At 70.2% G+C, this 18,974-nt stretch carries 17 protein-coding genes and 1 pseudogene; 9 read left to right on the top strand and 9 right to left on the bottom strand.

The window, feature by feature from the left end; all coding sequences use genetic code 11:
• Positions 1 to 9 precede the first annotated feature (9 nt).
• On the bottom strand, positions 10 to 2,073 hold the full coding sequence (locus GTZ93_RS13370) for a PrkA family serine protein kinase (RefSeq protein ID WP_120575832.1): 2,064 nt from the start codon (positions 2,071 to 2,073) through the stop codon (positions 10 to 12).
• A 572-nt stretch (positions 2,074 to 2,645) separates the two neighbouring features.
• Between GTZ93_RS13370 and GTZ93_RS13365 the strand changes: the two genes are divergently transcribed.
• Positions 2,646 to 4,235, top strand: coding sequence for an ArnT family glycosyltransferase (locus tag GTZ93_RS13365; protein ID WP_161662801.1), 1,590 nt, complete (start codon positions 2,646 to 2,648; stop codon positions 4,233 to 4,235).
• A gap of 27 nt (positions 4,236 to 4,262) precedes the next feature.
• Here GTZ93_RS13365 and ruvX read toward each other — a convergent pair whose 3' ends face one another.
• Positions 4,263 to 4,718 (bottom strand): Holliday junction resolvase RuvX, encoded by a 456-nt coding sequence (gene ruvX, locus GTZ93_RS13360; RefSeq protein WP_121754150.1) that lies wholly within the window; start codon positions 4,716 to 4,718, stop codon positions 4,263 to 4,265.
• Positions 4,719 to 4,929: 211 nt separating this feature from the next.
• Between ruvX and GTZ93_RS13355 the strand changes: the two genes are divergently transcribed.
• Positions 4,930 to 6,471, top strand: a complete 1,542-nt coding sequence (locus GTZ93_RS13355; protein WP_161662800.1) for a hypothetical protein — start codon at positions 4,930 to 4,932, stop codon at positions 6,469 to 6,471.
• 8 nt (positions 6,472 to 6,479) lie between these two features.
• The gene (locus GTZ93_RS13350) at positions 6,480 to 7,004 is read left to right on the top strand and encodes a tetratricopeptide repeat protein (RefSeq protein WP_120581731.1); all 525 of its coding nucleotides are present in this window, start codon (positions 6,480 to 6,482) and stop codon (positions 7,002 to 7,004) included.
• Positions 7,005 to 7,149: 145 nt separating this feature from the next.
• Here the strand turns inward: GTZ93_RS13350 and GTZ93_RS13345 are convergent, their stop codons facing one another.
• The 4 genes from GTZ93_RS13345 to GTZ93_RS13330 all read right to left on the bottom strand — a co-directional run bounded on the left by GTZ93_RS13345 (position 7,150) and on the right by GTZ93_RS13330 (position 11,816).
• Positions 7,150 to 8,346 carry a M48 family metalloprotease gene (locus GTZ93_RS13345; protein ID WP_139923166.1) on the bottom strand — a complete coding sequence of 399 codons (1,197 nt, stop codon included), beginning with the start codon at positions 8,344 to 8,346 and terminating at the stop codon, positions 7,150 to 7,152.
• Positions 8,347 to 8,360: 14 nt separating this feature from the next.
• Positions 8,361 to 9,539: a tetratricopeptide repeat protein gene (locus tag GTZ93_RS13340; RefSeq protein WP_139923168.1), complete on the bottom strand. Its 1,179-nt coding sequence runs from the start codon at positions 9,537 to 9,539 to the stop codon at positions 8,361 to 8,363.
• A gap of 247 nt (positions 9,540 to 9,786) precedes the next feature.
• A complete protein-coding gene (locus GTZ93_RS13335) occupies positions 9,787 to 10,899 on the bottom strand; it encodes an ArsA family ATPase (protein ID WP_139923170.1) in 1,113 nt (370 codons plus the stop codon).
• Complete coding sequence (locus GTZ93_RS13330) at positions 10,896 to 11,816, bottom strand: ArsA family ATPase (protein ID WP_014399115.1); 921 nt, start codon at positions 11,814 to 11,816, stop codon at positions 10,896 to 10,898. Before GTZ93_RS13330 ends, GTZ93_RS13335 begins: the two co-directional genes overlap by 4 nt.
• A gap of 196 nt (positions 11,817 to 12,012) precedes the next feature.
• On the opposite strand from GTZ93_RS13330, the gene GTZ93_RS13325 reads away from it, so the two are divergent.
• Both GTZ93_RS13325 and GTZ93_RS13320 read left to right on the top strand, forming a co-directional pair.
• Positions 12,013 to 12,324 (top strand): hypothetical protein, encoded by a 312-nt coding sequence (locus tag GTZ93_RS13325; RefSeq protein ID WP_120581280.1) that lies wholly within the window; start codon positions 12,013 to 12,015, stop codon positions 12,322 to 12,324.
• A 22-nt stretch (positions 12,325 to 12,346) separates the two neighbouring features.
• Positions 12,347 to 13,153: a ParA family protein gene (locus GTZ93_RS13320; protein WP_139923172.1), complete on the top strand. Its 807-nt coding sequence runs from the start codon at positions 12,347 to 12,349 to the stop codon at positions 13,151 to 13,153.
• A gap of 52 nt (positions 13,154 to 13,205) precedes the next feature.
• Here GTZ93_RS13320 and GTZ93_RS13315 read toward each other — a convergent pair whose 3' ends face one another.
• Positions 13,206 to 13,880, bottom strand: coding sequence for a polyhydroxyalkanoate synthesis regulator DNA-binding domain-containing protein (locus GTZ93_RS13315; RefSeq protein WP_120581282.1), 675 nt, complete (start codon positions 13,878 to 13,880; stop codon positions 13,206 to 13,208).
• 168 nt (positions 13,881 to 14,048) lie between these two features.
• Here GTZ93_RS13315 and GTZ93_RS43410 point away from each other — a divergent pair.
• The 3 genes and pseudogenes from GTZ93_RS43410 to GTZ93_RS13305 form a co-directional block, all read left to right on the top strand.
• Positions 14,049 to 14,147 (top strand): annotated as a pseudogene (locus GTZ93_RS43410) (zinc-ribbon domain-containing protein); the annotation flags it as partial.
• A gap of 858 nt (positions 14,148 to 15,005) precedes the next feature.
• Positions 15,006 to 16,157, top strand: a complete 1,152-nt coding sequence (locus GTZ93_RS42740) for a hypothetical protein (RefSeq protein ID WP_257979033.1) — start codon at positions 15,006 to 15,008, stop codon at positions 16,155 to 16,157.
• A gap of 6 nt (positions 16,158 to 16,163) precedes the next feature.
• Positions 16,164 to 16,955 carry a hypothetical protein gene (locus tag GTZ93_RS13305; RefSeq protein WP_121755902.1) on the top strand — a complete coding sequence of 264 codons (792 nt, stop codon included), beginning with the start codon at positions 16,164 to 16,166 and terminating at the stop codon, positions 16,953 to 16,955.
• On the opposite strand, the gene GTZ93_RS13300 is transcribed toward GTZ93_RS13305, so the two are convergent.
• Entirely contained in the window at positions 16,952 to 17,176 is a 225-nt protein-coding gene (locus GTZ93_RS13300) for a twin-arginine translocase TatA/TatE family subunit (protein ID WP_120579459.1), read from the bottom strand. The genes GTZ93_RS13305 and GTZ93_RS13300 overlap by 4 nt on opposite strands.
• Before the next feature lie 119 nt (positions 17,177 to 17,295).
• Here GTZ93_RS13300 and GTZ93_RS13295 point away from each other — a divergent pair, with 119 nt between their 5' ends.
• On the top strand, positions 17,296 to 18,012 hold the full coding sequence (locus tag GTZ93_RS13295; RefSeq protein ID WP_139916078.1) for a glycerophosphodiester phosphodiesterase: 717 nt from the start codon (positions 17,296 to 17,298) through the stop codon (positions 18,010 to 18,012).
• Here GTZ93_RS13295 and GTZ93_RS13290 read toward each other — a convergent pair whose 3' ends face one another.
• A complete protein-coding gene (locus GTZ93_RS13290; RefSeq protein WP_139916079.1) occupies positions 18,013 to 18,921 on the bottom strand; it encodes a hypothetical protein in 909 nt (302 codons plus the stop codon).
• Positions 18,922 to 18,974 lie beyond the last annotated feature (53 nt).

The raw sequence follows: 18,974 nt of genomic DNA, 5'->3' as shown, positions 1-18,974 counted from the left end.
CGCTAGGCGTTACTCCTTGGCGTCACCGCGGGCGAAGATGCTGGCCACGAAGTTCAGCACGTCCGTGGAGCAGATCTCGCAGTACCCGTAGTTCTTCATCATCCGGTCCTTCACCAGGTCGATCTTCTCCTGGGTCTCCTTGTCCACGACGGACGACACCAGGTTCTTGAGCTTGATGCTGTCCTTCTGGTCCTCGAACAGCTTCAGCTCCAGCGCCTTGTGCAGCCGCTCGTTGGTCCGGTAGTTGAAGGTCTTGCCCTCCACGGCGAGCGCGCCGATGTAGTTCATGATCTCCCCGCGGAAGTCGTCCTTGCGGCTCTCGGGGATGTCGATCTTCTCTTCAATCGACCGCATCAAGCGCTCGTCCGGCACCTCGTAGATGCCGGTGTACTTGTTGCGGACCTTCTCCTTCTGGGTGAAGGCCTTGATGTTGTCGATGTAGTTGCCGCACAGCTTGCCGATGGCGTCCTCGTCGGCGCTGATGGCGCGCTGGACCTCGTTCTTGACGATGTCCTCGTACTCCTGCTTCACCGTGGTGAGCAGCTCCTTCATCCGCTTGCGCGCGTCCTCGGTGTTGATGAGGGAGTGTGTCTTCAAGCCGGCTTCCAGCTCGTTGAGCACCATGAAGGGGTTGATGCAGCCCTCGCCCTTGTCGCTCACCAGGGCGTTGGAGATCTTGTCCTGGATGTAGCGGGCGCTGATGCCCTCCAGGCCCTCGCGCACGGACTCCTTGCGCAGCTCCTTGATGTTGTCCTCGGTGAAGTTGGGGAGCGTCTTGCCGTTGTAGAGCTTGAGCTTCTGCAGGAGCGACAGGTTGTGCTTCTTGGGCTCCTCCAGGCGCGTGAGGACGGCCCACATGGCGGCCATCTCCAGCGTGTGCGGGGCGATGTGCTTGCCCTTGATGGCGCGGGAGTTGAAGTCCTTCTCGTAGATCTTCACTTCCTCGGCCAGCTTGGTGATGTACGGGATGTCAATCTTCACCGTACGGTCGCGCAAGGCCTCCATGAACTCGTTGTTCTCGAGCTTCTTGTACTCGGGCTCGTTGGTGTGCCCGATGATGACTTCGTCGATGTCCGTCTGAGGGAACTTCTTCGGCTTGATCTTGTGCTCCTGCGACGCGCCGAGCAGGTCGTAGAGGAACGCGACGTCCAGCTTGAGCACTTCGACGAACTCGATGACGCCGCGGTTGGCGATGTTGAACTCGCCGTCGAAGTTGAAGGCTCGCGGGTCGGAGTCCGAGCCGTACTCGGCGATCTTCCGGTAGTTGATGTCGCCGGTGAGTTCGGTGGAGTCCTGGTTCTTCTCATCCTTGGGCTGGAACGTGCCGATGCCGACGCGGTCCTTCTCACTGAAGATGAGCCGGTTGACGTGGATGTGGCCCATGACCTGGGCGAAGTCACCGCCGTACTGGGTCATCAGCTCCTTGAAGACGAAGCGGCAGGCGGGGCACAGCTCGCAGCCATTCGGAATCGTGTAGCCGGACTCCGGCGGGGACAGCTCGGAGAAGACCTTGTCGCGCCACTCGCGGGGGATGAGGTTGAGGGGCTCCTCGTTCATCGGGCACTTCATCTTCTCCTTCGTCACCGTGCCGTCCGGCTGCTTCTTGTCGGTGAGCCAGGAGAAGGTGTACGCGGCGCCCTCCGGCGTCTTCGAGTACTCCTCCATGCCCTTCTTGAGCAGGCGGGCGATGGTGGACTTGGACGAGCCCACGGGGCCGTGCAGGAGGATGACGCGCTTCTCCGTGCCGTAGCCCTGGGCGGCGGACTTGAAGACGTTGACCAGCTTCATCAGCGGCACGTCCAGGCCGAAGATGGCGTCGCGGCCGCCGAAGCGCTCGTCGCTGAAGAAGTGGTAGCGGGTGAGCTTCTTCTTGTTGTCGATGTACTCCGACTTCCCGTGGCTGAGGATCATGTCGTAGATCCTCTGGAAGGCGGTGCGGGTGACCTTGGGGTTCTTGCGGACGATTTCGAGGTAGTCCTCGAAAGAGCCCTCCCAGTTGAGTTCCGCGTAGGTCTTCACGTCCTGGAACGCGGCGATCCTGGAGACCCACGAGCCCTTCTCAGCGTCCTTCATGTCTCTCCCTCGTAGCCTCACAGGAGGACGCGAACGGTCGCGTGCTTCCGGGGGGCCAACATGGTGAACCTGGAGGGCTGGAAGGCCATTCCACACCCACTCCGAAGAGGTCCCAGGCGACGACAATCGCGATGCTTCAGCCCCTTCGGGACCCCGCCGCGGAGTGGGACCGCGCGTTCGGCTCGTGTCGGAGGGGAGCCGCCCTCCTTCACGGGGTGAAAAGGCACTTCGATTATAAGGACCCTGACGCGCGCTGGGAGGAGCCCCCCCGGTGCGATGTGTCCGGTCCCACCTCACCCAAGCGCGTACTTCCCGACGCTTGGGCTTCCGCCGGAGGACGCCCCGTCCAGGCAGGCCCTCACTGTGGGGCGGCGTCCGTGTCCGCTCCACATGTCGGCATGACGGCCGGCGCACCGGTTCCGTCCCGCCCAGAAGGGTGCGTAACGGCGCGAATCACACGCTGCCCGGGGAAGTGATTCCCGAGGAAGCACGGGGCAGGCGGGCGGGCATCGGGCAGGAGGGAGGGACGCTGGCTTGGCTTTGAGCCCTGCCTGCGTATCCTCGCGCGCGCCATGGTTCCCGCTTCGAGTCCCGCCGCCCTTGCTTCCCCTCCCTCCGCCGTGCCCGGTCTGTCCGCGGTGCCCGCCCCCCAGCCCGAGCCGTCCATCCGGTGGTTGGTGGGTCTGCTGCTCGTAGCGGCGCTGCTCCCCCGGTTGGGGGTGTTCTTCATCAACGAAAACCTCTTCGGTGACGCGGTGGTGCGCACGGAGCTGGCGGAGCGGTGGCTGGCCGACCCCCACGTCATCACGTCCTACAAGGACGGCACGTATCAGTTCGGCCCGCTGCACCTGTACCTGGTGGGCGCGGTGCTGTCGGTGTTCGAGCGCGACGTGGCGGGCCGGTTGGTGAGCCTGTTGTTCGGAGTGGCGTCGGTGGTGCCCCTGTTCGCGCTGACGCGGCGGCTGTTCGGCTGGCACGCGGGCGTGGCGGCGGGGCTGGCCTTCAGCGCGTGGGGCATGCACCTGCAGTTCTCCACCACCGCGGGCAGCGAGTCGGTGTCGCTCTTCTTCATGCTGGCGGTGTTCGCGCTGGTGGCGGAAGGGGTGGAGGAGAACCGCTTCCAGCCGCTGTTCTGGGGCGCGGTGCTGCTCAACTTCGCGTGCGCGCTTCGCTACGACGCGTGGCTGTACATCCCGCTCATCACGGTGGCGCTGGTGTTCAGCAGCGAGGACCGGGTGGCGTCCCTGACGCGCGCGGTGGGCTTTGGGCTGGTGTGTCTACCGTTCCCGCTGTTGTGGATGCAGGGCAACGAGCTGGCGCACGGCGACCCGTTCTTCCCCATCAAGGCGGTGGAGGACTTCCACAGGCAGTGGGTGGCCGACTCGGGTGGTGCGGGGGGCGCGCTGGGCTGGCGGCTGCAGCAGCTGGGGTTCTGGCCCGCGGTGGCGCTCTTCACGCTGACGCCCGGCGTGGCGCTGCTGGGCGGGGTGGGCATGGTGCGCGCGTGGAAGAAGCACCCGGAGACGCGCTGGCTGGTGGTGATGGCGGTGGTGCCCGCGCTGTACTTCACCCTGCGCGCGGCGGTGCTGCTGAGCTTCGTGCCCCTGGCGCGCTTCACGGTGACGCAGCTGGTGCTCCTGCCAGTGTTCATGGCGCCGGGCCTGGCGGCATTGGTGGGCAACAAGGGGCCCTTCGCGCGCCGCGCGGTGGTGGGCGTGAGCGCGGTGCTGGCGGTGGTGATGCCGGTGGCGCTGGGCATCTACACGTTCCGCACCGAGGGCGGGCTGCACGACTCGCTGCGCCCGGTGAGCCCCACGTCCACGAACCCCGTGGCGGTGATGCAGGTGGCGCGCTTCCTCAAGGAGGAGGTGGCGGCGAAGGGCGGCGCGGCGGCCATCGACGATGACCCGAGCTACATGGACCTGCAGGTGGCCTTCTTCTCCACGCTGCCGGAGATGCGCATGGCGCGCGTGCGCTGGGACACCTTCCGCCAGCGCCTGGCTGACGCGCGGCCGGACGTGCTGGTGCGCTTCGACGGCGGCAAGCTGGTGAAGGACCCGGGCGTGAAGCTGGACGGGCGCACGCTGACGCTCGACGGCGTGGCGTACCAGGAGCAGGACGGCTTCTCCGCGCCGCTGCACGTGTACCGGCGCCAGCCGTAGTTCGTCAGCGATTCCCGGAGGTGCTGCTCAGCCCTCCGGGTTGTAGTTGTCGTCGTAGCCGTCGTCGTCCTTGGGGCGGTGCGCGTCCAGCCAGCCCTGCAGGATGAACTGCGCGGCGAGCTGATCGATGACCTCCCGCCGCTTCTCCCGGCGCACGTCCGCCTCCAACAGGGTGCGCTGGGCGGCCACGGTGGACAGCCGCTCGTCCCACAGCTCCACGGGCAGTCCGAGCGCGCTCTCCAGCACCTGCGCGAACTTGCGCGAGGCCTCCGCGCGGGGGCCCTCCGTGCCGTTCATGTTGAGGGGCAGGCCCAGGACGAAGCGCGTCACCTCGTGTTCCTTCACGAGCCGGGACAGCTCCGCCAGGTCCCCCTTGAGCGACGTGCGCCGCACGGTGGTGACCGTCTGGGCGGTGAGCCCCAGTCCATCCGAGACGGCCACCCCGATGGTCTTGGTGCCGTAGTCGAGCCCGAAGGTGCGCATGGGCGCGGGACTCTAGCCGCAATCCTCCGCCGCGGACCGACCCGTCCGTGGGTGGGGACGCGGCTGGCGGCCCCCTCGGGCCAACCCCGCGTTTCGACTCATCCCGCGAGCCGGACTGCCCGGCACCGCCGCTGCAATGCCTGTCCGCGTCCGAAGAGACGGCGCGCGGCACCTGGCAGCACCCACTTCAACCCGTCGCGCGGGAGTATCGATGCTCGACATCCTGAAAGGCGTGGCGAACCTGCTGGGCGGTCCCATGGCCGCCGTGACCGACCTGGCGGGGGACGCCCTGGGGCTTCCGCCCGTCCTCACGAACTCCATCAAGACGGCCGCGGGGGTGATGACCGGCAACGTGATGATGGCGGCCAGCGGCGCGCTGGGCGTGGCGGATGAGCTGAAGAAGAACCCATCCGCGAAGACGGAGTACTGCGCGCCCCAGAACGCGGCGAAGGCGGGCGCGGGCTACGCGAGCTCCGCTTCGTCGGGCGCTTCGCAGGCGGGAGGCACCTCCGGAAGCCGCAGCCCGCTGGACCCCAAGCTGCTGGACTACGCGGACTCGCTGCGCACGCTGGAGGCGAACTTCGGCTACCTGGACCTGCTGGACGGCAAGAAGGACGGCTCGCTGTCGCACGCGGACCTCCAGCGCATCTCCCATGACAAGAACGTGTCGCCGTCGCTCCGGGACGCGGCGAAGTTCCTCGTCGACAACCGCGGCTTCTTCGAACAGGTGGACACGGCGAAGAAGAGCCTCCTGATGCTGAAGCTGCCGGGCCTGAACGATGACCGCATCGAGCTGGTGGGTCTCCAGCAGGAGTCCAAGCGGCTGGCCGGCGAGTTCGCGAAGTACGGACGTCCGGAGCGTCCGGGACGCCCGTCTCCTTCGCCTTCGGACTGCGCGCCTCCGCCGACGGACTGCGCGCCGCCCAGCACCGGCGGTGGCTCCCGGCCGGGACCGGGAAGCGGGGCAGGGCGGCCGGGCACTGGCGGCACGGGGCGGCCGGGCAGCGGCACGGGAAGCACGGACGGTGGTGTGTCGGGCCGGCCGGGCCAGGGCGGGGGAAGCACGGGGGGCACGGGGCGGCCGGGGAGCAGCGGTGGCTCGGGGGCGGTGGATCCGGACCTCCAGGAGTACGCCGACGCGCTCCAGGTGCTGGATGAGAACTGGGACACCTTCGACACGGCGAAGGGGACGAAGGACGGCAAGCTGACGATGGCGGACCTGCAGGCGGTGCTGGACAGCCCGGCGGCGTCCTCCACGCTCAAGCGCGCCGCGCAGTTCTTCACGGACCACCCGGAGTACTGGCACCGCCTGGAGATGGCGGCGGGCGGCGGCCGGGACGGCGTCACCAGCTGGCAGGACCTGGACGCGGAGCTGGACTCGGTGCCGAAGCCGTCGAGCGGCAGCGGCCGGAGCACGGGCGGCTCGCGTGCTCGGGACATCGTGGACAACCCGAACCTGAGCATCGAGCAGAAGGTGCAGGCCCTGCTGATGGGCATCACCGAGGACACCGACGACGAGCTGCTGGACGTGATGAACGAGATGGCCAGCGCCCGCGAGGAGCGCGCCACGTTGGGCACCAGCGGCTCGGACAAGGCGCGCGGCGCGAAGCTGGACACGAGCATGCAGGAGCTGGAGCTGCGGCTTCAGACGCTGATGGAGAAGCGCAAGGCCATGTTCGACCTGATGAGCAACATGTCTTCGAAGTTCAACGAGATGGCGAAGACGGCCATCTCCAACCTGCGCAGCGCGTGAGGGCCGCCATGGGACGCATCATCAAGCACGACGGCGGCGAGGGACTGACGATGGAGATCGGCACGGCGCGCAGGCTGAAGGCATTCGCGCGAGGGGAGACGACCTGGGCGGAGGTGGAGGGGATGACCTTCGAGGAGGCGAAGGCCATCGCGCAGGTGGGCTGTGACCTGGCGGCGGCGGGCCGGTTGGAGGAAGCGCGCATCCTCTTCGAGGGGCTCGTGGAGGGGAACCCGAAGGACTCCGCGGCGCACGCGGCGCTGGGCACCGTGTACCAGAAGCTCGGGAGGGTGGAGGACGCGCTCACCGAGTACACGCACGCGCTGACTGGAGACCCGCGCAACCCCGTGGCGCTGACGGGCCGGGGCGAGCTGCACCTGCGCCGGGGCGAGCGGCAGGGCTTCACGGACATCGCCAACGCGGTGGAGGTCGACCCTCATGGTGAGACGTCCGCGGGACGCCGCGCGAAGGCCCTGGTGAAGGCCATCACCCTGGTGGCGGTGGAGAAGCTGAAGGAGGGCGCTCCGCCGACGTGAGCGGTTGAAGGGAGAGACGTTTCAAGACGGATGTGCCACCGGACAGTTGGGGAGCGGTCCGGGGGCGGCCGGCCGGAGGGTGGGCCTGGATGGCGAGGGGGAGTGGAGTGGAGGCCCATCCACCGGCGGCTTCTTGAAAGCGGCTTCAGGGCGCGTCGAGCGCGGCGAGCCGTTCCCCGATGGGGGGATGGCTCATGCCCTTGAGCACGACCCATCGGGGCGGCTCGGGGTCCATCTTGTTCACCCGGGCGGCCTTCACCAGCATGCGGCGGAAGGCGCCGGAGTCGCCGGTGAGGTTCAGGCCGTAGCGGTCCGCCTCGCGCTCGCGCTCGCGGGAGAGCGCCCCGGCCACGGGGGCCGCGAGCGTGATGAGGAGGAACACCACCAGCGAGATCAGCGGCAGGGTGCGGATGTCGCCCGAGCGCTGGATGCCCCACCAGCCCCGGCGGGCGGACAGGCGCAGCAACTGGTCGATGAGGAAGAGCAGGGCCAGCACCGCGAGCGACGAGAAGATGCGGCCGGGCCAGCGGGGCTCGTTCACGTGGCCCGCCTCGTGTGCCACCGCGGCCAGGACTTCATCCTCCGAGAGCTCACCCAGGATGACGTCGTTGAGGACGATGGTGCGCGTGGGGCCCTGGCCGGCGAAGTACGCCTGGATGCGCTTGGACTGCACGGACGTCTTTTCCACCACCACGTCGGAGAAGGTGATGTCCGCCTTGCGCATCAGCTCGGTGATGCGCGAGCGCAGCGGCCCTTCCTGCAAGGGCGTCTGTTCGTAGTAGAGGCGGGCGCGGTACGGGTCCAGGGCGGAGGCCACCAGCATCAGCAGGGCCACCGGCACGCCCAGCACCAGCCACCACCGGCGCACGCGGCGGGCCAGGCCATACAGGCCGATCACGAGCGCCGTCAGCGCGATGGCGCCCACGAGGGTGCCCTTGAACCACATCCACGCGAAGGTCGCGGGCGTGTCGTTGGACAGGCCGTGCCGGTGCTCCAGCACATAGAAGAAGTACACGTTCGCGGGGGCGTAGAGCAGCTGGGTGGCCAGGTCGATGAAGAGCGCGAAGAGGAGCGCGGCCCCCCAGCCGGGCTCGCCCCACAGCCGGTCCATGGCGCTGAAGAAGGCGCGGCTCACCGGGGCCTTGCGCAGCGTGACGCCAAACCTGCGCTCCAGTGACGCCGCCGCGGCCGTTGCCCCCCGGTACACGGGCCGCACGAGCACGGCCAGGATGAGCGCGGACAGGGCCAGCCGCACCAGCGGGTCCACCGCCGCCCGGATGTAATAGGGCTGGTGGTAGGCGTGGATGTCGGCGAGCTGCTCCGGGGTGAAGAGCGGTTCCATGGCCGGCGGGGGCGCTAGCGGTGCTTCGCGCCCGCGTTGGAGGCGGGCATGGGCACGGAGACCCCTTCCGACTCCGTGTCGGCGTCCGCGAGCAGGAGCGTCTTCACCTTCTCCAGGCTCTGGCGGGTGCGGTCCACGAAGGCGTTCTGCGAACCGATGCGCTCGGCGGCCTCCAGCGTGCGCTCGTAGATGTTGATGGACTTGGTGAGCAGCACGCGGATCTTCTTGCGCAGCTCCTGGCGGTAGACCTCCGCCTCCTCGGCGTTGAGCTCCGGGGGCGTGGGCGAGTTCACCATGTGCTCGTGGAGGTTCTCGTACAGGGCGCCAATCTGCGCGCCCGCGGCGGTGGCCCAGTAGCCGTTGCCCACGCGGATGGCGCGCAGGTAGTGGCCCTGCGCGGACAACAGCAGCTCCGCCTTGTAGTTGAGGTCCTGCGCCAGCCCGTCGCTGCCCCGGCTGGCCTCCAGCTTCACGGCCTCGTAATGCAGCCGGTAGATTTCGCCGACGAAGAAGTGCGCCTGCGCGGGGAAGTAGTCCTCCACCTCCGCCTTGTCCGGCAGGGCGTCATACGCGGCCAGCGCCTTGCGCAGTGTCCCCTCCGCGTCGTCGGTGCGGCCGGCCTCCACCTGGCAGATGCCCTGTTGCACCTGGGCCTCGATGCGGCGGCCCGCGGGCAGGTCCGCGCGCGCGGCCAGCGTCGTCAGCAGCTTCACCGCATCCTCGTAGCGCTCCAGGTGGTAGAGCGACTCCGCCACGCGGAAGGACGCGTCCAGCGCGTCGCCCTGGCCCTTCTCCGGCTCCGCCAGTTCGGAGAAGCGCCCGTAGGCGTCGTCCCACTCCTTGAGGCGCTGGTGCGCGAGGCCCGCATTGTAGAGGGCCTGCCGGCGGTGCTGGCTGTTGGGGTGGAAGTCCGCGAGCCGGCCGAAGTAGCGCGCCGCCTGCTTGAAGTCGTTGGCGGCGAAGGCGGAGGTGCCGCCCGCGAAGAGCTCCTCGTCGTTGAGCTTGTCCAGCTCCAGGTCCGCCGTCACCGTGACGGGGTCGAACTCCACGACCTGCTTGTTCGCCGTGGCGTCCGGCTTCGTTCCCGCGCCCGTGGTGCGGCAGCCCGTGAGCGTCAGGCCCAGGCCCAACACGCCCACCCACAGCCACCGCCGGGCGACTCCGGCTGACTCCATCCGCTTCCTGCCGTGCATGCAGCTCGCTCCCATCCGGACGCCCACGTCACCCGGTGCGGCCCCGGACATCGACACCCCGGCGACCCGCCAGGTTCCCGGGGTGCTCTTCCGCGGTGCTTCCGGAGCCCGCCAGTCTAATGCGGGCAGGCCTCCGGTGCTCAGTCGCCCGTCCGCCCGGCATAAACGCCCCCGCGCGCCGGAAATGCCCGGGGTCTCCGAGCCTCCGGCGAGCCTCCGGCGCGTCACGCGGGGTGGGGGAGGGCGCTCAGGCGAGGACGTCGTCGCCCAGGAGGTAGCGGCCGGTGCCCCACAGCGCGGTGAGGTCGTGCACGTCCAGCCCGAAGCGCGGCACCTGGATGAGGGGCGTGCCCGGACAGGCCTCGCGCAGCTGCGCCAGGCCCTCCAGGTCCTGCTGCGCCAGCACCTGGAGCTCGCGCAGCGTCTCCTCCACCTTCGCGCGCCGGGTGGGCGTCAGCGTGGCCGCGTCCGCCCACTGCGCCTGGGTGGGCAGCGGGTGCACGCGGTTCACCACGATGGCCGTCATCTCCATGCGGTTCTGCTTGAGCAGCTTGTGGAAGTGGATGGCTTCGTCCAGCCGCTCCGGGTTGGGGCTCGTCACCAGCACGAACCCCGTTGTCTTGTCCTCCAGCAGCTGGCGCACGCCGCGGGCGCGCTCGCGGAAGCCCTCGTTCATGGAGGAGAGCGTCAGCATGAAGGAGGACAGCTCCTGGAGCATCTCCGTGCCGGTGAAGCGCGACAGCGCGCGCGTCACGTAGCTGCCGCCCAGGTTGAAGAGGGACAGGCCCACCTTGCCCGCCTTCAGCGCGGGCGTGAGCAGCCACTTGGCAGCTTCGTTGTCCAGGAAGTCCAGCACCCGGTTGGGCGCGTCCAGGAAGTCCAGCGCGTGCGCGGTGGGCGGCGTGTCCAGCACCACCAGCTCGTAGTCCTTGCTGCGGCGCAGGTCCCAGACCTTCTCCATGGCGATGTATTCCTGGCTGCCCGCCAGGGCCGTGGAGAGGGACTGGTAGAAGCGGTTGGCGAAGATTCGCTCGCGCTGCTCCGGCGGGGCCACGCGGGTGATGAGGTCGTCCCAGGTGGCCTTCATGTCCAGCATCATCGCGTGCAGGGCCGCCTTGGGCTTCACACCCAGGGGCTCCAGCACCGACGCGGGCACCTCCGCCTCCTCGTTGCCCAGGCCGGACAGGCCCAGGGAGTTGGCCAGGCGCTTCGCCGGGTCGATGGTGCACACGATGCTGGGCCGGCCATCCACCGCCGCGCGCAGCGCGAGCGTGGCCGCCACCGTCGTCTTGCCCACGCCGCCAGAGCCCACGCAGATGAGCACGCGCTTGTTCGCGAGCGCCGTTTGCAGCGCCGTCATGCTCCCGTGCCTCCGGTCACCATCGCGTTCAGGTGCCCCATCACCGTCTCCACCGCGTCCCGTCCGAAGCGCGGCACGAACAACCTGGGCACCGTGTACACCGGCGCGTGGAGGTTGCGCTCCAGCTTCGTGCCCGCGAGCACCGCCTGCGACGCGCGGTCATGGTGCGCCTGGGCCACGCGCATCAGCTCCGGGTGGCCCGCGAGCGCCTCCAGGTCCGCCTCCGTGAAGCGCTGGGGGAAGGCCTGGTTGAGCACCGCCGCGTGCGTGCGGATGTGCACCCGGTCTCGCAGCGCGCCGTGCAGCTCCAACGCCTCGTTCACCGGCATCTCCTCCGGCAGCGCCACCAGCACCGCGGCGGTGACGGACGGGTCCACCAGCAGGTCGCGCATCTTCAGCGCCTCGCGCGTCATGGGCCCCGGCGGCACCGTCTGCAGGAGCACCTGCGGCACGCTCAGGAAGGAGATGGCGTGGCCGGTGGCGGGCGCGTCCAGCACCAGCGTGTCGTACTTCCAGCGGCCGTCCGGCAGCTTCTCCTGGAGGTGGAAGAGGATCTTCCCCAACAGCACCAGCTCCTGGAGCGACGGGATGAAGCGCAGGAAGTAGCGCACCAGCCGGTTCTCGAAGACCGTCTTGTAGAGGGTCTCGAAGCGCAGGACCATCAGGCCGTACTCGCGCATGGCCTCCTGGGGGCGCACGTCCACCGCCCAGAGGTTCTCCTCCAAGAGCTTCACCTCCGGGCCGGCTTCGGGCAGCTCCAGGATGCGGCTGACGCGCTCCTGGGTGTTCACTTCGCACACCAGGGTGCGCCGGCCGGCGCGCACCGAGGCCAGGGCCAGGGCGGCGGCGACGGTCGTCTTCCCCACGCCCCCCTTGCCAGAGACGATCCACAGGCGTTTGTCGAGCAGTCCGGCCATAGAGGGCGCGCGAACCGTAGGGATGGGCTCCCGGAGAGTCAACGAGAGTCCACGAGCGGAAATCCCCAATGTTGCCCTGCTTGACACGTCGCGTTGGCCCCTCCCAGAGTGCGGCGTCCTCTTCCTGACGTCCCGCCTGTCCCGACGGCCGAGAGGCCGTGTCCGGGGTGGGCCGGACCTGAACGGTTCCAAGAACATGCTCAAGAACAACCCGGTGATGAAGAAGCTCGTGGAGACGGGCGAGGAGCGCGTGGGCAAGCTCGCGCAGCAGCTGCTCTCCAACGAGAAGTTCGTGGGGGCGGTGCAGACGCTGGTATCCCGCTCGCTCGCGGCGAAGGGGACGCTGGACGCGGCGCTGCGCACGGCGCTGTCCGCCATGAACCTGCCGTCCACGGCGGACCTGGAGCAGCTGCGCTCGAAGGTGGACGACCTTGAGAAGCTGCTCGCGTCCGTCGAGGGCAAGCTGGACACGCTGGTGTCGAACACGTCCTCGAAGAAGAAGGGGTAGGGCGCGGCAAGCCCTCACGGCCATGCGGCGCATCGCGTTCATCAACGAGAAGGGCGGCACCTGCAAGACGACGCTCGCGGTGAACACCGCCGCGTGGCTCGCGTTGGAGCAGCGCCGCCGCGTGCTGCTGGTGGACCTGGACACGCAGGGCCACGCGGGCAAGTCACTGGGCCTGGACGTGCGCACGCTGCCGCGCAACGTCTTCCACCTGCTCACCGACGCGGAGGTGTCCCTGGCCTCCGTGGTGCGCCCCACGGGCGTGAGCGGGCTGGACGTGGTGCCCGCGTACAAGGAGATGGCGGACTTCCCGGTGGTCGTGGCGCAGGACCCGCGCCGCGCGCACCGGCTGGCGGACCGCATGCGTGAAGCGGAAGCCGCGGGCTACGACATGGTGCTGTTCGACGCGCCTCCGTCCATGGGGCTCACCACGCGCAACATCCTGGTGGCGTCCACGGAGGTGGTGGTGCCGGTGGCGCTGACGTACCTGGCGCTGGACGGGTGCGCGGAGCTGGCGGAGACGGTGCGCCAGGTGGGCGAGGCGGAAGGACGCACGGACCTCCGCGTCACCCGGGTGGTGCCCACGCTGTACCGCAAGACGGCGCTGGCCACGGCCATCCTGGAGCGGCTGCGGACGTACTTCCCCGAAGCGCTCGCCGCCACGCCGCTGGGCTACAGCGTCAAGGTGGACGAGGCGCAGAGCCACGGGAAGACCATCTGGGAGTACGCACCCCAGAGCCCGGGGGCGCGGATGCTCGCGGCCATCGCGGCGGAGATTGACGGCGGGGCCCCTCCGGCGAAGCGGAAGCGGACCCGGCCGAAGGTGGCCTGAAGCGCCGGCGCCCGCTTCCTCACGGGCGCCACGGCGTTCAGGCACGGGTGCTTCAGGACGCGCTGGTGTCCTTCTTGTCGCCCTTCTCCACGGCGTCGAGCTTCTTCTCCAGCTCCTCCAGCCGCTGCGCGAGCGCCTGCATGTCGCGGCCCAGGGCGGGGAGGTTGCCGGTGAGGTTCTCCACGACCTGCTTCACGCGCTCGTCGATGCGGCGCTGGAAGTCCTCGAAGGCGCGCTGGCTGGCCTTGAGCAGCTCCGCCGGGTTGAGGCTCGCGGCGCTGCCCTCGGCCTGCGGCGCGGGCGTGGCGGCGGGGGCCTCCGGAGGGGCTTCCTGCAGGCTGCCGTCCTCGCGGCGCAGCAGCTTGTCCAGCCGCTGCTCGGCCTCTTCGCGGATGGAGGCCACGCGCGGCGAGACCTCCTTCTGGATGAACCCGGAGATGGACTCGCCGGGGTGGCGGATGATCTCCCGCAGCACCGACAGCGGCATCTGGTTCTTCTTCTTCTCCTCTTCGAAGATGATCTGCGCGAGGGTCACGGAGGTCAGGTCTTCCTTCGTGCGGTTGTCGACAATCCGCACCTCGGTGCCCTCCTTGATCATCGCGGCGATCTCATCGAGCGTGACGTACCGGCTCTCCACGGTGTCGTAGAGCTTCCGGTTCGTGTAGCGCTTGATGATCTTCGGCTCCTTGGTGTTGCTAGGAGCGTTTGCTTGCTCGGCCTCGCTCATGTCTGTCGTCTCCGACCCCGGCTGCGCCTTGGCATTTACTGGTTTACTTCTTGATTTCCAAAGGGGCGAACCTCGTATCAAAGGGGTTGGAAGCGAGCAAGTTACCCGGGCCCGACTCGCGGTGGTTGCCGGGTGGGCCTATGCTCCAAGTCCCCCCGACCCGACCCCATGATCGTCCAGTGCGAACAGTGCCAGACGCGGTTCAAGATCCCCGACGAGAAGGTGACGGAAAAAGGGGTCAAGGTCCGCTGCACCAAATGTCAGAACACCTTTCGGGTCGCGCGTGAGCCCGCGCCGGCCCCGAGCGCCCCCCCGCCCGCTGGCCCTCCGGCCGAGCAGCCGGACCCGTTCCAGGCGTTCGGAGACGCCCCGGAGCCCACCGGGGAGGTCACCCGCCCGGGTGCCGCGTACTACGCGCCCGGCGCCCCCGCCGTGAGGTCCCAGGTCCAGTCCTGGGGTGACGTGGATGTGGACATCGACGTGGACGCCCCGCAAGCGGCCCCCGGCCGGGCCCCCGCCATGCCGGGCGCCCCCGGGGCGATGATGCCATTCGACCCGCCCACGCCGGTTCCGGGCGTCGCGTCCCGGCGTCAGGCGGCCCCTCCGCCGCCGCCCCCGAATCCGGTCGTGCCGGACCTGGATGACCCGTTCGCGGACTTCATGATGGACGCGCCGGCGCCGAGCGCTCCGGTGGCCGCTCCCCGGCCGGCCGTGGCTCCTGCTCCTCCGGCGGCGGCTCCCCGCCCGGTGCCTCCGGGGGCCTTCGCGCCTCCCCGGGCCGCTCCTCCCGGGGCGCTCGCGGGTGCGGCCCGTCCGGCGGCCGTGGCTCCAAGCGGACCCGGAGCGTTCGCCGCGGAGGCCGCGCCTCTGGGGGGACCTCCGAGGCCAGTGGCGCCCAGGGGCCCGGTTCCTCCTGGGGCGGTGGCTCCTCCTCCCGGCGCCTCCCCGTCCGCCGCTCCGGGGCGTGCCGCCATGCCTCCGGCGCCTGGCGCCTTCTCGGCCGGCGGACCGGCACCGTCGGGCGCTGCTCCCGCGCGTGCCCCCATGCCTTCGGCGGGAGCCCCCGTCGCGCGCATGCCCCTGGCCTCGGTCCCTGTCGGGGCGGCACGTCCCGGGACCGCGCCCGTGGCCTCCGCGGGGCTGGCCGCCGCCGGTTCGACGGACCTCGCGCCGGATCCGCTCTTCGACTTCCCCATCGACGCTCCGGCGGTCCCGGACGCGGCGTCCCTGCGCCATGCAGCGAACGTCGCCCAGGCGCCCGCTCCAGGCGGCGCCACGGCGGTGGGGCCGGTGACGCCCTCGCCGGGCTTCGAGAGCGAGGATCCATTCTCGTCCATCGACATGGCGGCTCCGTCCCCGGACCTGTCCGCCGCGCCCGAGGACGCCCCCGAGGACACGCACGTCGGTCCGGAGCCGATGGGCGACCTGTTCGACTTCTCCGGCGCGGGGGCCTCCGGCGAGGAGGGGGTGGCCGCCTCCGACACCGGCCGTGCCGCGCTGCTCGGGGATGTGCCCGCGGAAGCGGGCGCGGAGGAGCCCGGCGGCATCTCGCTGCTGAGCGACGTGCCGGCGTACGACGACGGCGACCCGTTCAAGATCACCACGCCTCGCCGCGAGGTGGTGGACCTGGCCAGCATGCGCGGGGGCCCGGCCGTCACCGTGGCCAAGCCCTCCGCCCGCATCGAGGACGTGGGCATGCCCCAGCGCCGGATGCCCGGCCGCGCGCGGAAGCTGACGGGGCTGGTCCTCAACCTCACCATCGCCACCGTGTTGGTGGTGGCCCTGGGCGCGCTGGGCACCATGTACCTGCGCGATGGCAAGGTGGACCCCTCCACGCTGTCCCCGGACCGCCTGCGCACGCTGGTGATGCCCGCGTCCCGTCCGTTCATCGCGAGCGACGTGTCCAACGGCCTCTACGAGACGCGCGACGGCCGCATGCTCTTCGTCGTGCGCGGAGAGGCGGAGAACCGCACTGGCGCCGCCGCGGCCGTGCGCGTGCGCGCCGCCCTCTTCGACGGCGACCAGCGGGTGCGCTCCACGGAGGGGCTCGCGGGCGCGTTGGCCACTCCGGAGGAGCTCCACGCCGTCACCACCCGCGAGGCCGCCACCTCGCTCCGCCAGCGCATGGACGCGGCGTCCCTCCCGGTGCCGCCGGGCGGCAAGGTGCCCTTCCTGGTGCTGTTCCAGGAGTTCCCCGCGGACCTCACCGGCCTCCGGCTGGAGGTGACGCTGGAGCCCATCCCCTCCGAACCCACCGCGGACCGCACGGGAGACTGAGCCGTCATGTCCACGCTGGAGGAGGCCCGCGTGCTCGCGCGCAACCTGCACGCCCTGGGCGGAGGCGCCACCGTGCGCCGCAAGGCCGCCGCGCGCGAGCTGGCCCGGCGTGAGCCCTTCGACACGAACGAGCTCATCGGCCACCTGCTGTCGCTGTCCCGCGCCGGACAGGCCCCCGCCACCTGCGTGCTGTCGGACTTCCTGGCCGCGTTGGACCAGGAGGCCGAGCACATCCCCCACGTGGAGGCGCTCCGGCGCATGGCCCACGTGCAGTCACTGGAGGCGGTGGCGGACCTCTTCGCCCAAGGCCCCGCGCGCAAGGAGCTGGACGCGGACGCCGCCGCCCGCGCGGACGCGCAGGCCGCCAGCCAGTCGCTGGGCCACCTGAAGCAGCAGGCCCGTCTCACGCGCGACCCGGACGTGCTGTCGCGCCTGGCCACCGTGAGCAACCCGGCCGTGCTGCGCAACGTGCTCATCAACCCGCGCCTCACCGAGGACCTGGTGGTGCGCATCGCGGCGCGCAGGCCCGCGCGTCCGGAGCCGCTCGTCGAAATCTGGAAGTCGCCGCGCTGGTCCGTGCGCCACAAGGTGCGCCGCGCGCTGGCCTTCAATCCATATCTGCCGCCGGAGGTGGGCGCGAAGCTGGTGCCGCTGCTCTCCACCCTGGACCTGCGCGAGATGGTGGAGGACACGGGGCTGCTCCCCGCCCTGAGGCAGCAGGCCGCGCGCCTGCTGCTCGCTCCATCGCCCGGCAGCCCGCCCGGTCCGTTGGTGCTCCCGACAGGGGAGGAGTTCTAGGAGCGGCGGTCCTTGGAGGAGCCTTCGGTGTAGTCCGCGTCGGTGGTGCCCCGGCGCGAGTGGGGCAGGTGCTTCACGTCCACCAGGTCGTCGCCGCGCGACGCCTTGCGGAACGAGTAGACGAACTTGCCCACCGCGTTGCCCAACTGCCCCATCCGGGCGGCCGAGAAGACCACCAGCAGGATGAAGCCGAGGACGAGGAACTCTCCGGTGCCCAACATGCGTCGGACACTGCAATAAACCCATCCGCGAGGCAAGTCGCGCCAACGCGTCCGCCCTCGGACGCGCCCGCCACGTCGGCGCTGCGCGCGGGGGGCGTTTGAGCGCACACTGCGCGCCCATGCTCCTGCTCGCTCACCGTGGTGCCAGCGCCGACGCCCCCGAGAACACCCTGGAGGCCTTCGCGGAGGCCGTGCGCCAGGGCGCTGACGGCGTGGAGCTGGATGCCATGGTGTGCGGCTCCGGCGAGGTGGTGGTGTGCCACGACGAGCGCCTGGACCGCCTGGCGGGGCAGCCCTGGGAGGTTCGCTCCACGCCCTGGTGGAAGCTCTCCCGCGCGGACGTGGGCACGCCCCTGGGCTTCGCCCCCGCGCGCATCCCGCTGCTGGAGGAGGTGCTGGACGCGCTGCCGGAGCACTTCCTGGTCAACATCGAGCTGAAGTGCGACCGCTTCGACGACGGCGGCCTGGCGGCGGGCGTGGCGCGGCTTCTGCGCGAGCGCGACCTGGCGGGCCGCGTGGTGGTGTCCAGCTTCAACCCGCTGTGCCTCTTCCGGCTGGCGGCGGTGGCGCCCACGCTGCGCCGGGGTTTCCTCATCGACCCGGACAAGCCCTGGGCGCTGCAGGCGTACGCGCTGAGCCCGCTGGTGTCCTCGCACTCGGTGCACCCCTTCCACGAGGCGTGCACTCCGGAGCGCGTGGCGGCGTGGAACGACGCGGGCCTGCGCGTGGCGGCGTGGACGGTGGACGACCCCCAGCGCGCCCGCGAGCTGCGGGACCTGGGGGTGTCCTACCTCATCACCAACCGCCCGGGCCGCGTCCGCGAGGCCCTGCGCTGACTAGAAGTCCAGGCCCAGCGTGGTGTTGAAGGCGAAGACGGAGGGCAGGTCGCGGCTGCCGGCGCCCTCCTGGTCGAAGCTGCCCAGGTTGGTGAGCGAAATCTCCGCGCCCAGCTGCAGCACGCCGCCAATGAAGCGCGCGCCCGCGTAGAAGCGCGGGGTGAGGTTGTCGCCCGCGTTCACCCGCGAGTACGGCGCGGTGTTGGTCAGCGCGTCGCGCGAGTCGTTGCCCGCCGTGTCCGCCGGGTTGCGGCTCGGGTCGAAGTCCAGCGTGCGCGTGGTGGCGCTGACGAAGTTCAGGTCCAGGCCGCCGTAGGGCGTCACCGTCACCATGCCGCCCAGCGGGAACTGCTTGCCCACGCCGATGTCCAGGCCCGTGGTGGTCAGGTCCAGGTCTTGCGCGCTGAAGAGCTTCGTCACGTGCAGGCGCACGCCCACGTCCGGCAGGTACGTGAAGCCCTCGTTGACGGCCCACTTCAGCTCGCCCGTGGCCGTCACCATGCTGCTCTTCTCAATCCAGCCCACGCGCCCGCCCAGCTCCAGCGAGAAGGGCAGGCCCTTGCGCACGTGCAGGGACGGCACCAGCACGGAGCCCGGCTGCGCGCCTTCCGTGGGCAGCTGCACGTCCTCCGGGAGCGACACGACGGACAGCTCCGCGTTGAAGGCGAAGCCCGAGTGGCCCGTGGTGCGCGGGGGCATCAGGTTCGCGGACGTCATCACCGCGCCGAATGTGCGCGCGAAGGCACGGAAGTCCGCGCTGGCTTCGGCGAACTCCGTGTTGGTGATGACTGCCGTGGCGCCCCGGCGTTCGACGCCGAAGCGGGAAATGACCAGGTCGTTGGCGTCCGCATGGGCCGCGGCCCCTGATAGCGCCGTCGCGAGCACCAGCCACCGACTGAACGTCCGCATGGGGGAATCACGCCTCCGGGACGCGTGCCGGCCAAGCGGGCGCCCACCTCCGG

This window comes from Corallococcus exiguus (genome assembly GCF_009909105.1).
Lineage (GTDB): Bacteria > Myxococcota > Myxococcia > Myxococcales > Myxococcaceae > Corallococcus > Corallococcus exiguus.
This window is presented reverse-complemented; position numbering and strand designations above follow the sequence as displayed.

Bases quoted from the DNA above. Each gene is read 5' to 3' on its own strand.
- GTZ93_RS13370 (WP_120575832.1), bottom strand. From the start codon at position 2,073: ATGAAGGACGCTGAGAAGGGCTCGTGGGTCTCCAGGATCGCCGCGTTC.
- GTZ93_RS13365 (WP_161662801.1), top strand. From the start codon at position 2,646: ATGGTTCCCGCTTCGAGTCCCGCCGCCCTTGCTTCCCCTCCCTCCGCC.
- ruvX (WP_121754150.1), bottom strand. From the start codon at position 4,718: ATGCGCACCTTCGGGCTCGACTACGGCACCAAGACCATCGGGGTGGCC.
- GTZ93_RS13355 (WP_161662800.1), top strand. From the start codon at position 4,930: ATGCTCGACATCCTGAAAGGCGTGGCGAACCTGCTGGGCGGTCCCATG.
- GTZ93_RS13350 (WP_120581731.1), top strand. From the start codon at position 6,480: ATGGGACGCATCATCAAGCACGACGGCGGCGAGGGACTGACGATGGAG.
- GTZ93_RS13345 (WP_139923166.1), bottom strand. From the start codon at position 8,346: ATGGAACCGCTCTTCACCCCGGAGCAGCTCGCCGACATCCACGCCTAC.
- GTZ93_RS13340 (WP_139923168.1), bottom strand. From the start codon at position 9,539: ATGCACGGCAGGAAGCGGATGGAGTCAGCCGGAGTCGCCCGGCGGTGG.
- GTZ93_RS13335 (WP_139923170.1), bottom strand. From the start codon at position 10,899: ATGACGGCGCTGCAAACGGCGCTCGCGAACAAGCGCGTGCTCATCTGC.
- GTZ93_RS13330 (WP_014399115.1), bottom strand. From the start codon at position 11,816: ATGGCCGGACTGCTCGACAAACGCCTGTGGATCGTCTCTGGCAAGGGG.
- GTZ93_RS13325 (WP_120581280.1), top strand. From the start codon at position 12,013: ATGCTCAAGAACAACCCGGTGATGAAGAAGCTCGTGGAGACGGGCGAG.
- GTZ93_RS13320 (WP_139923172.1), top strand. From the start codon at position 12,347: ATGCGGCGCATCGCGTTCATCAACGAGAAGGGCGGCACCTGCAAGACG.
- GTZ93_RS13315 (WP_120581282.1), bottom strand. From the start codon at position 13,880: ATGAGCGAGGCCGAGCAAGCAAACGCTCCTAGCAACACCAAGGAGCCG.
- GTZ93_RS13305 (WP_121755902.1), top strand. From the start codon at position 16,164: ATGTCCACGCTGGAGGAGGCCCGCGTGCTCGCGCGCAACCTGCACGCC.
- GTZ93_RS13300 (WP_120579459.1), bottom strand. From the start codon at position 17,176: ATGTTGGGCACCGGAGAGTTCCTCGTCCTCGGCTTCATCCTGCTGGTG.
- GTZ93_RS13295 (WP_139916078.1), top strand. From the start codon at position 17,296: ATGCTCCTGCTCGCTCACCGTGGTGCCAGCGCCGACGCCCCCGAGAAC.
- GTZ93_RS13290 (WP_139916079.1), bottom strand. From the start codon at position 18,921: ATGCGGACGTTCAGTCGGTGGCTGGTGCTCGCGACGGCGCTATCAGGG.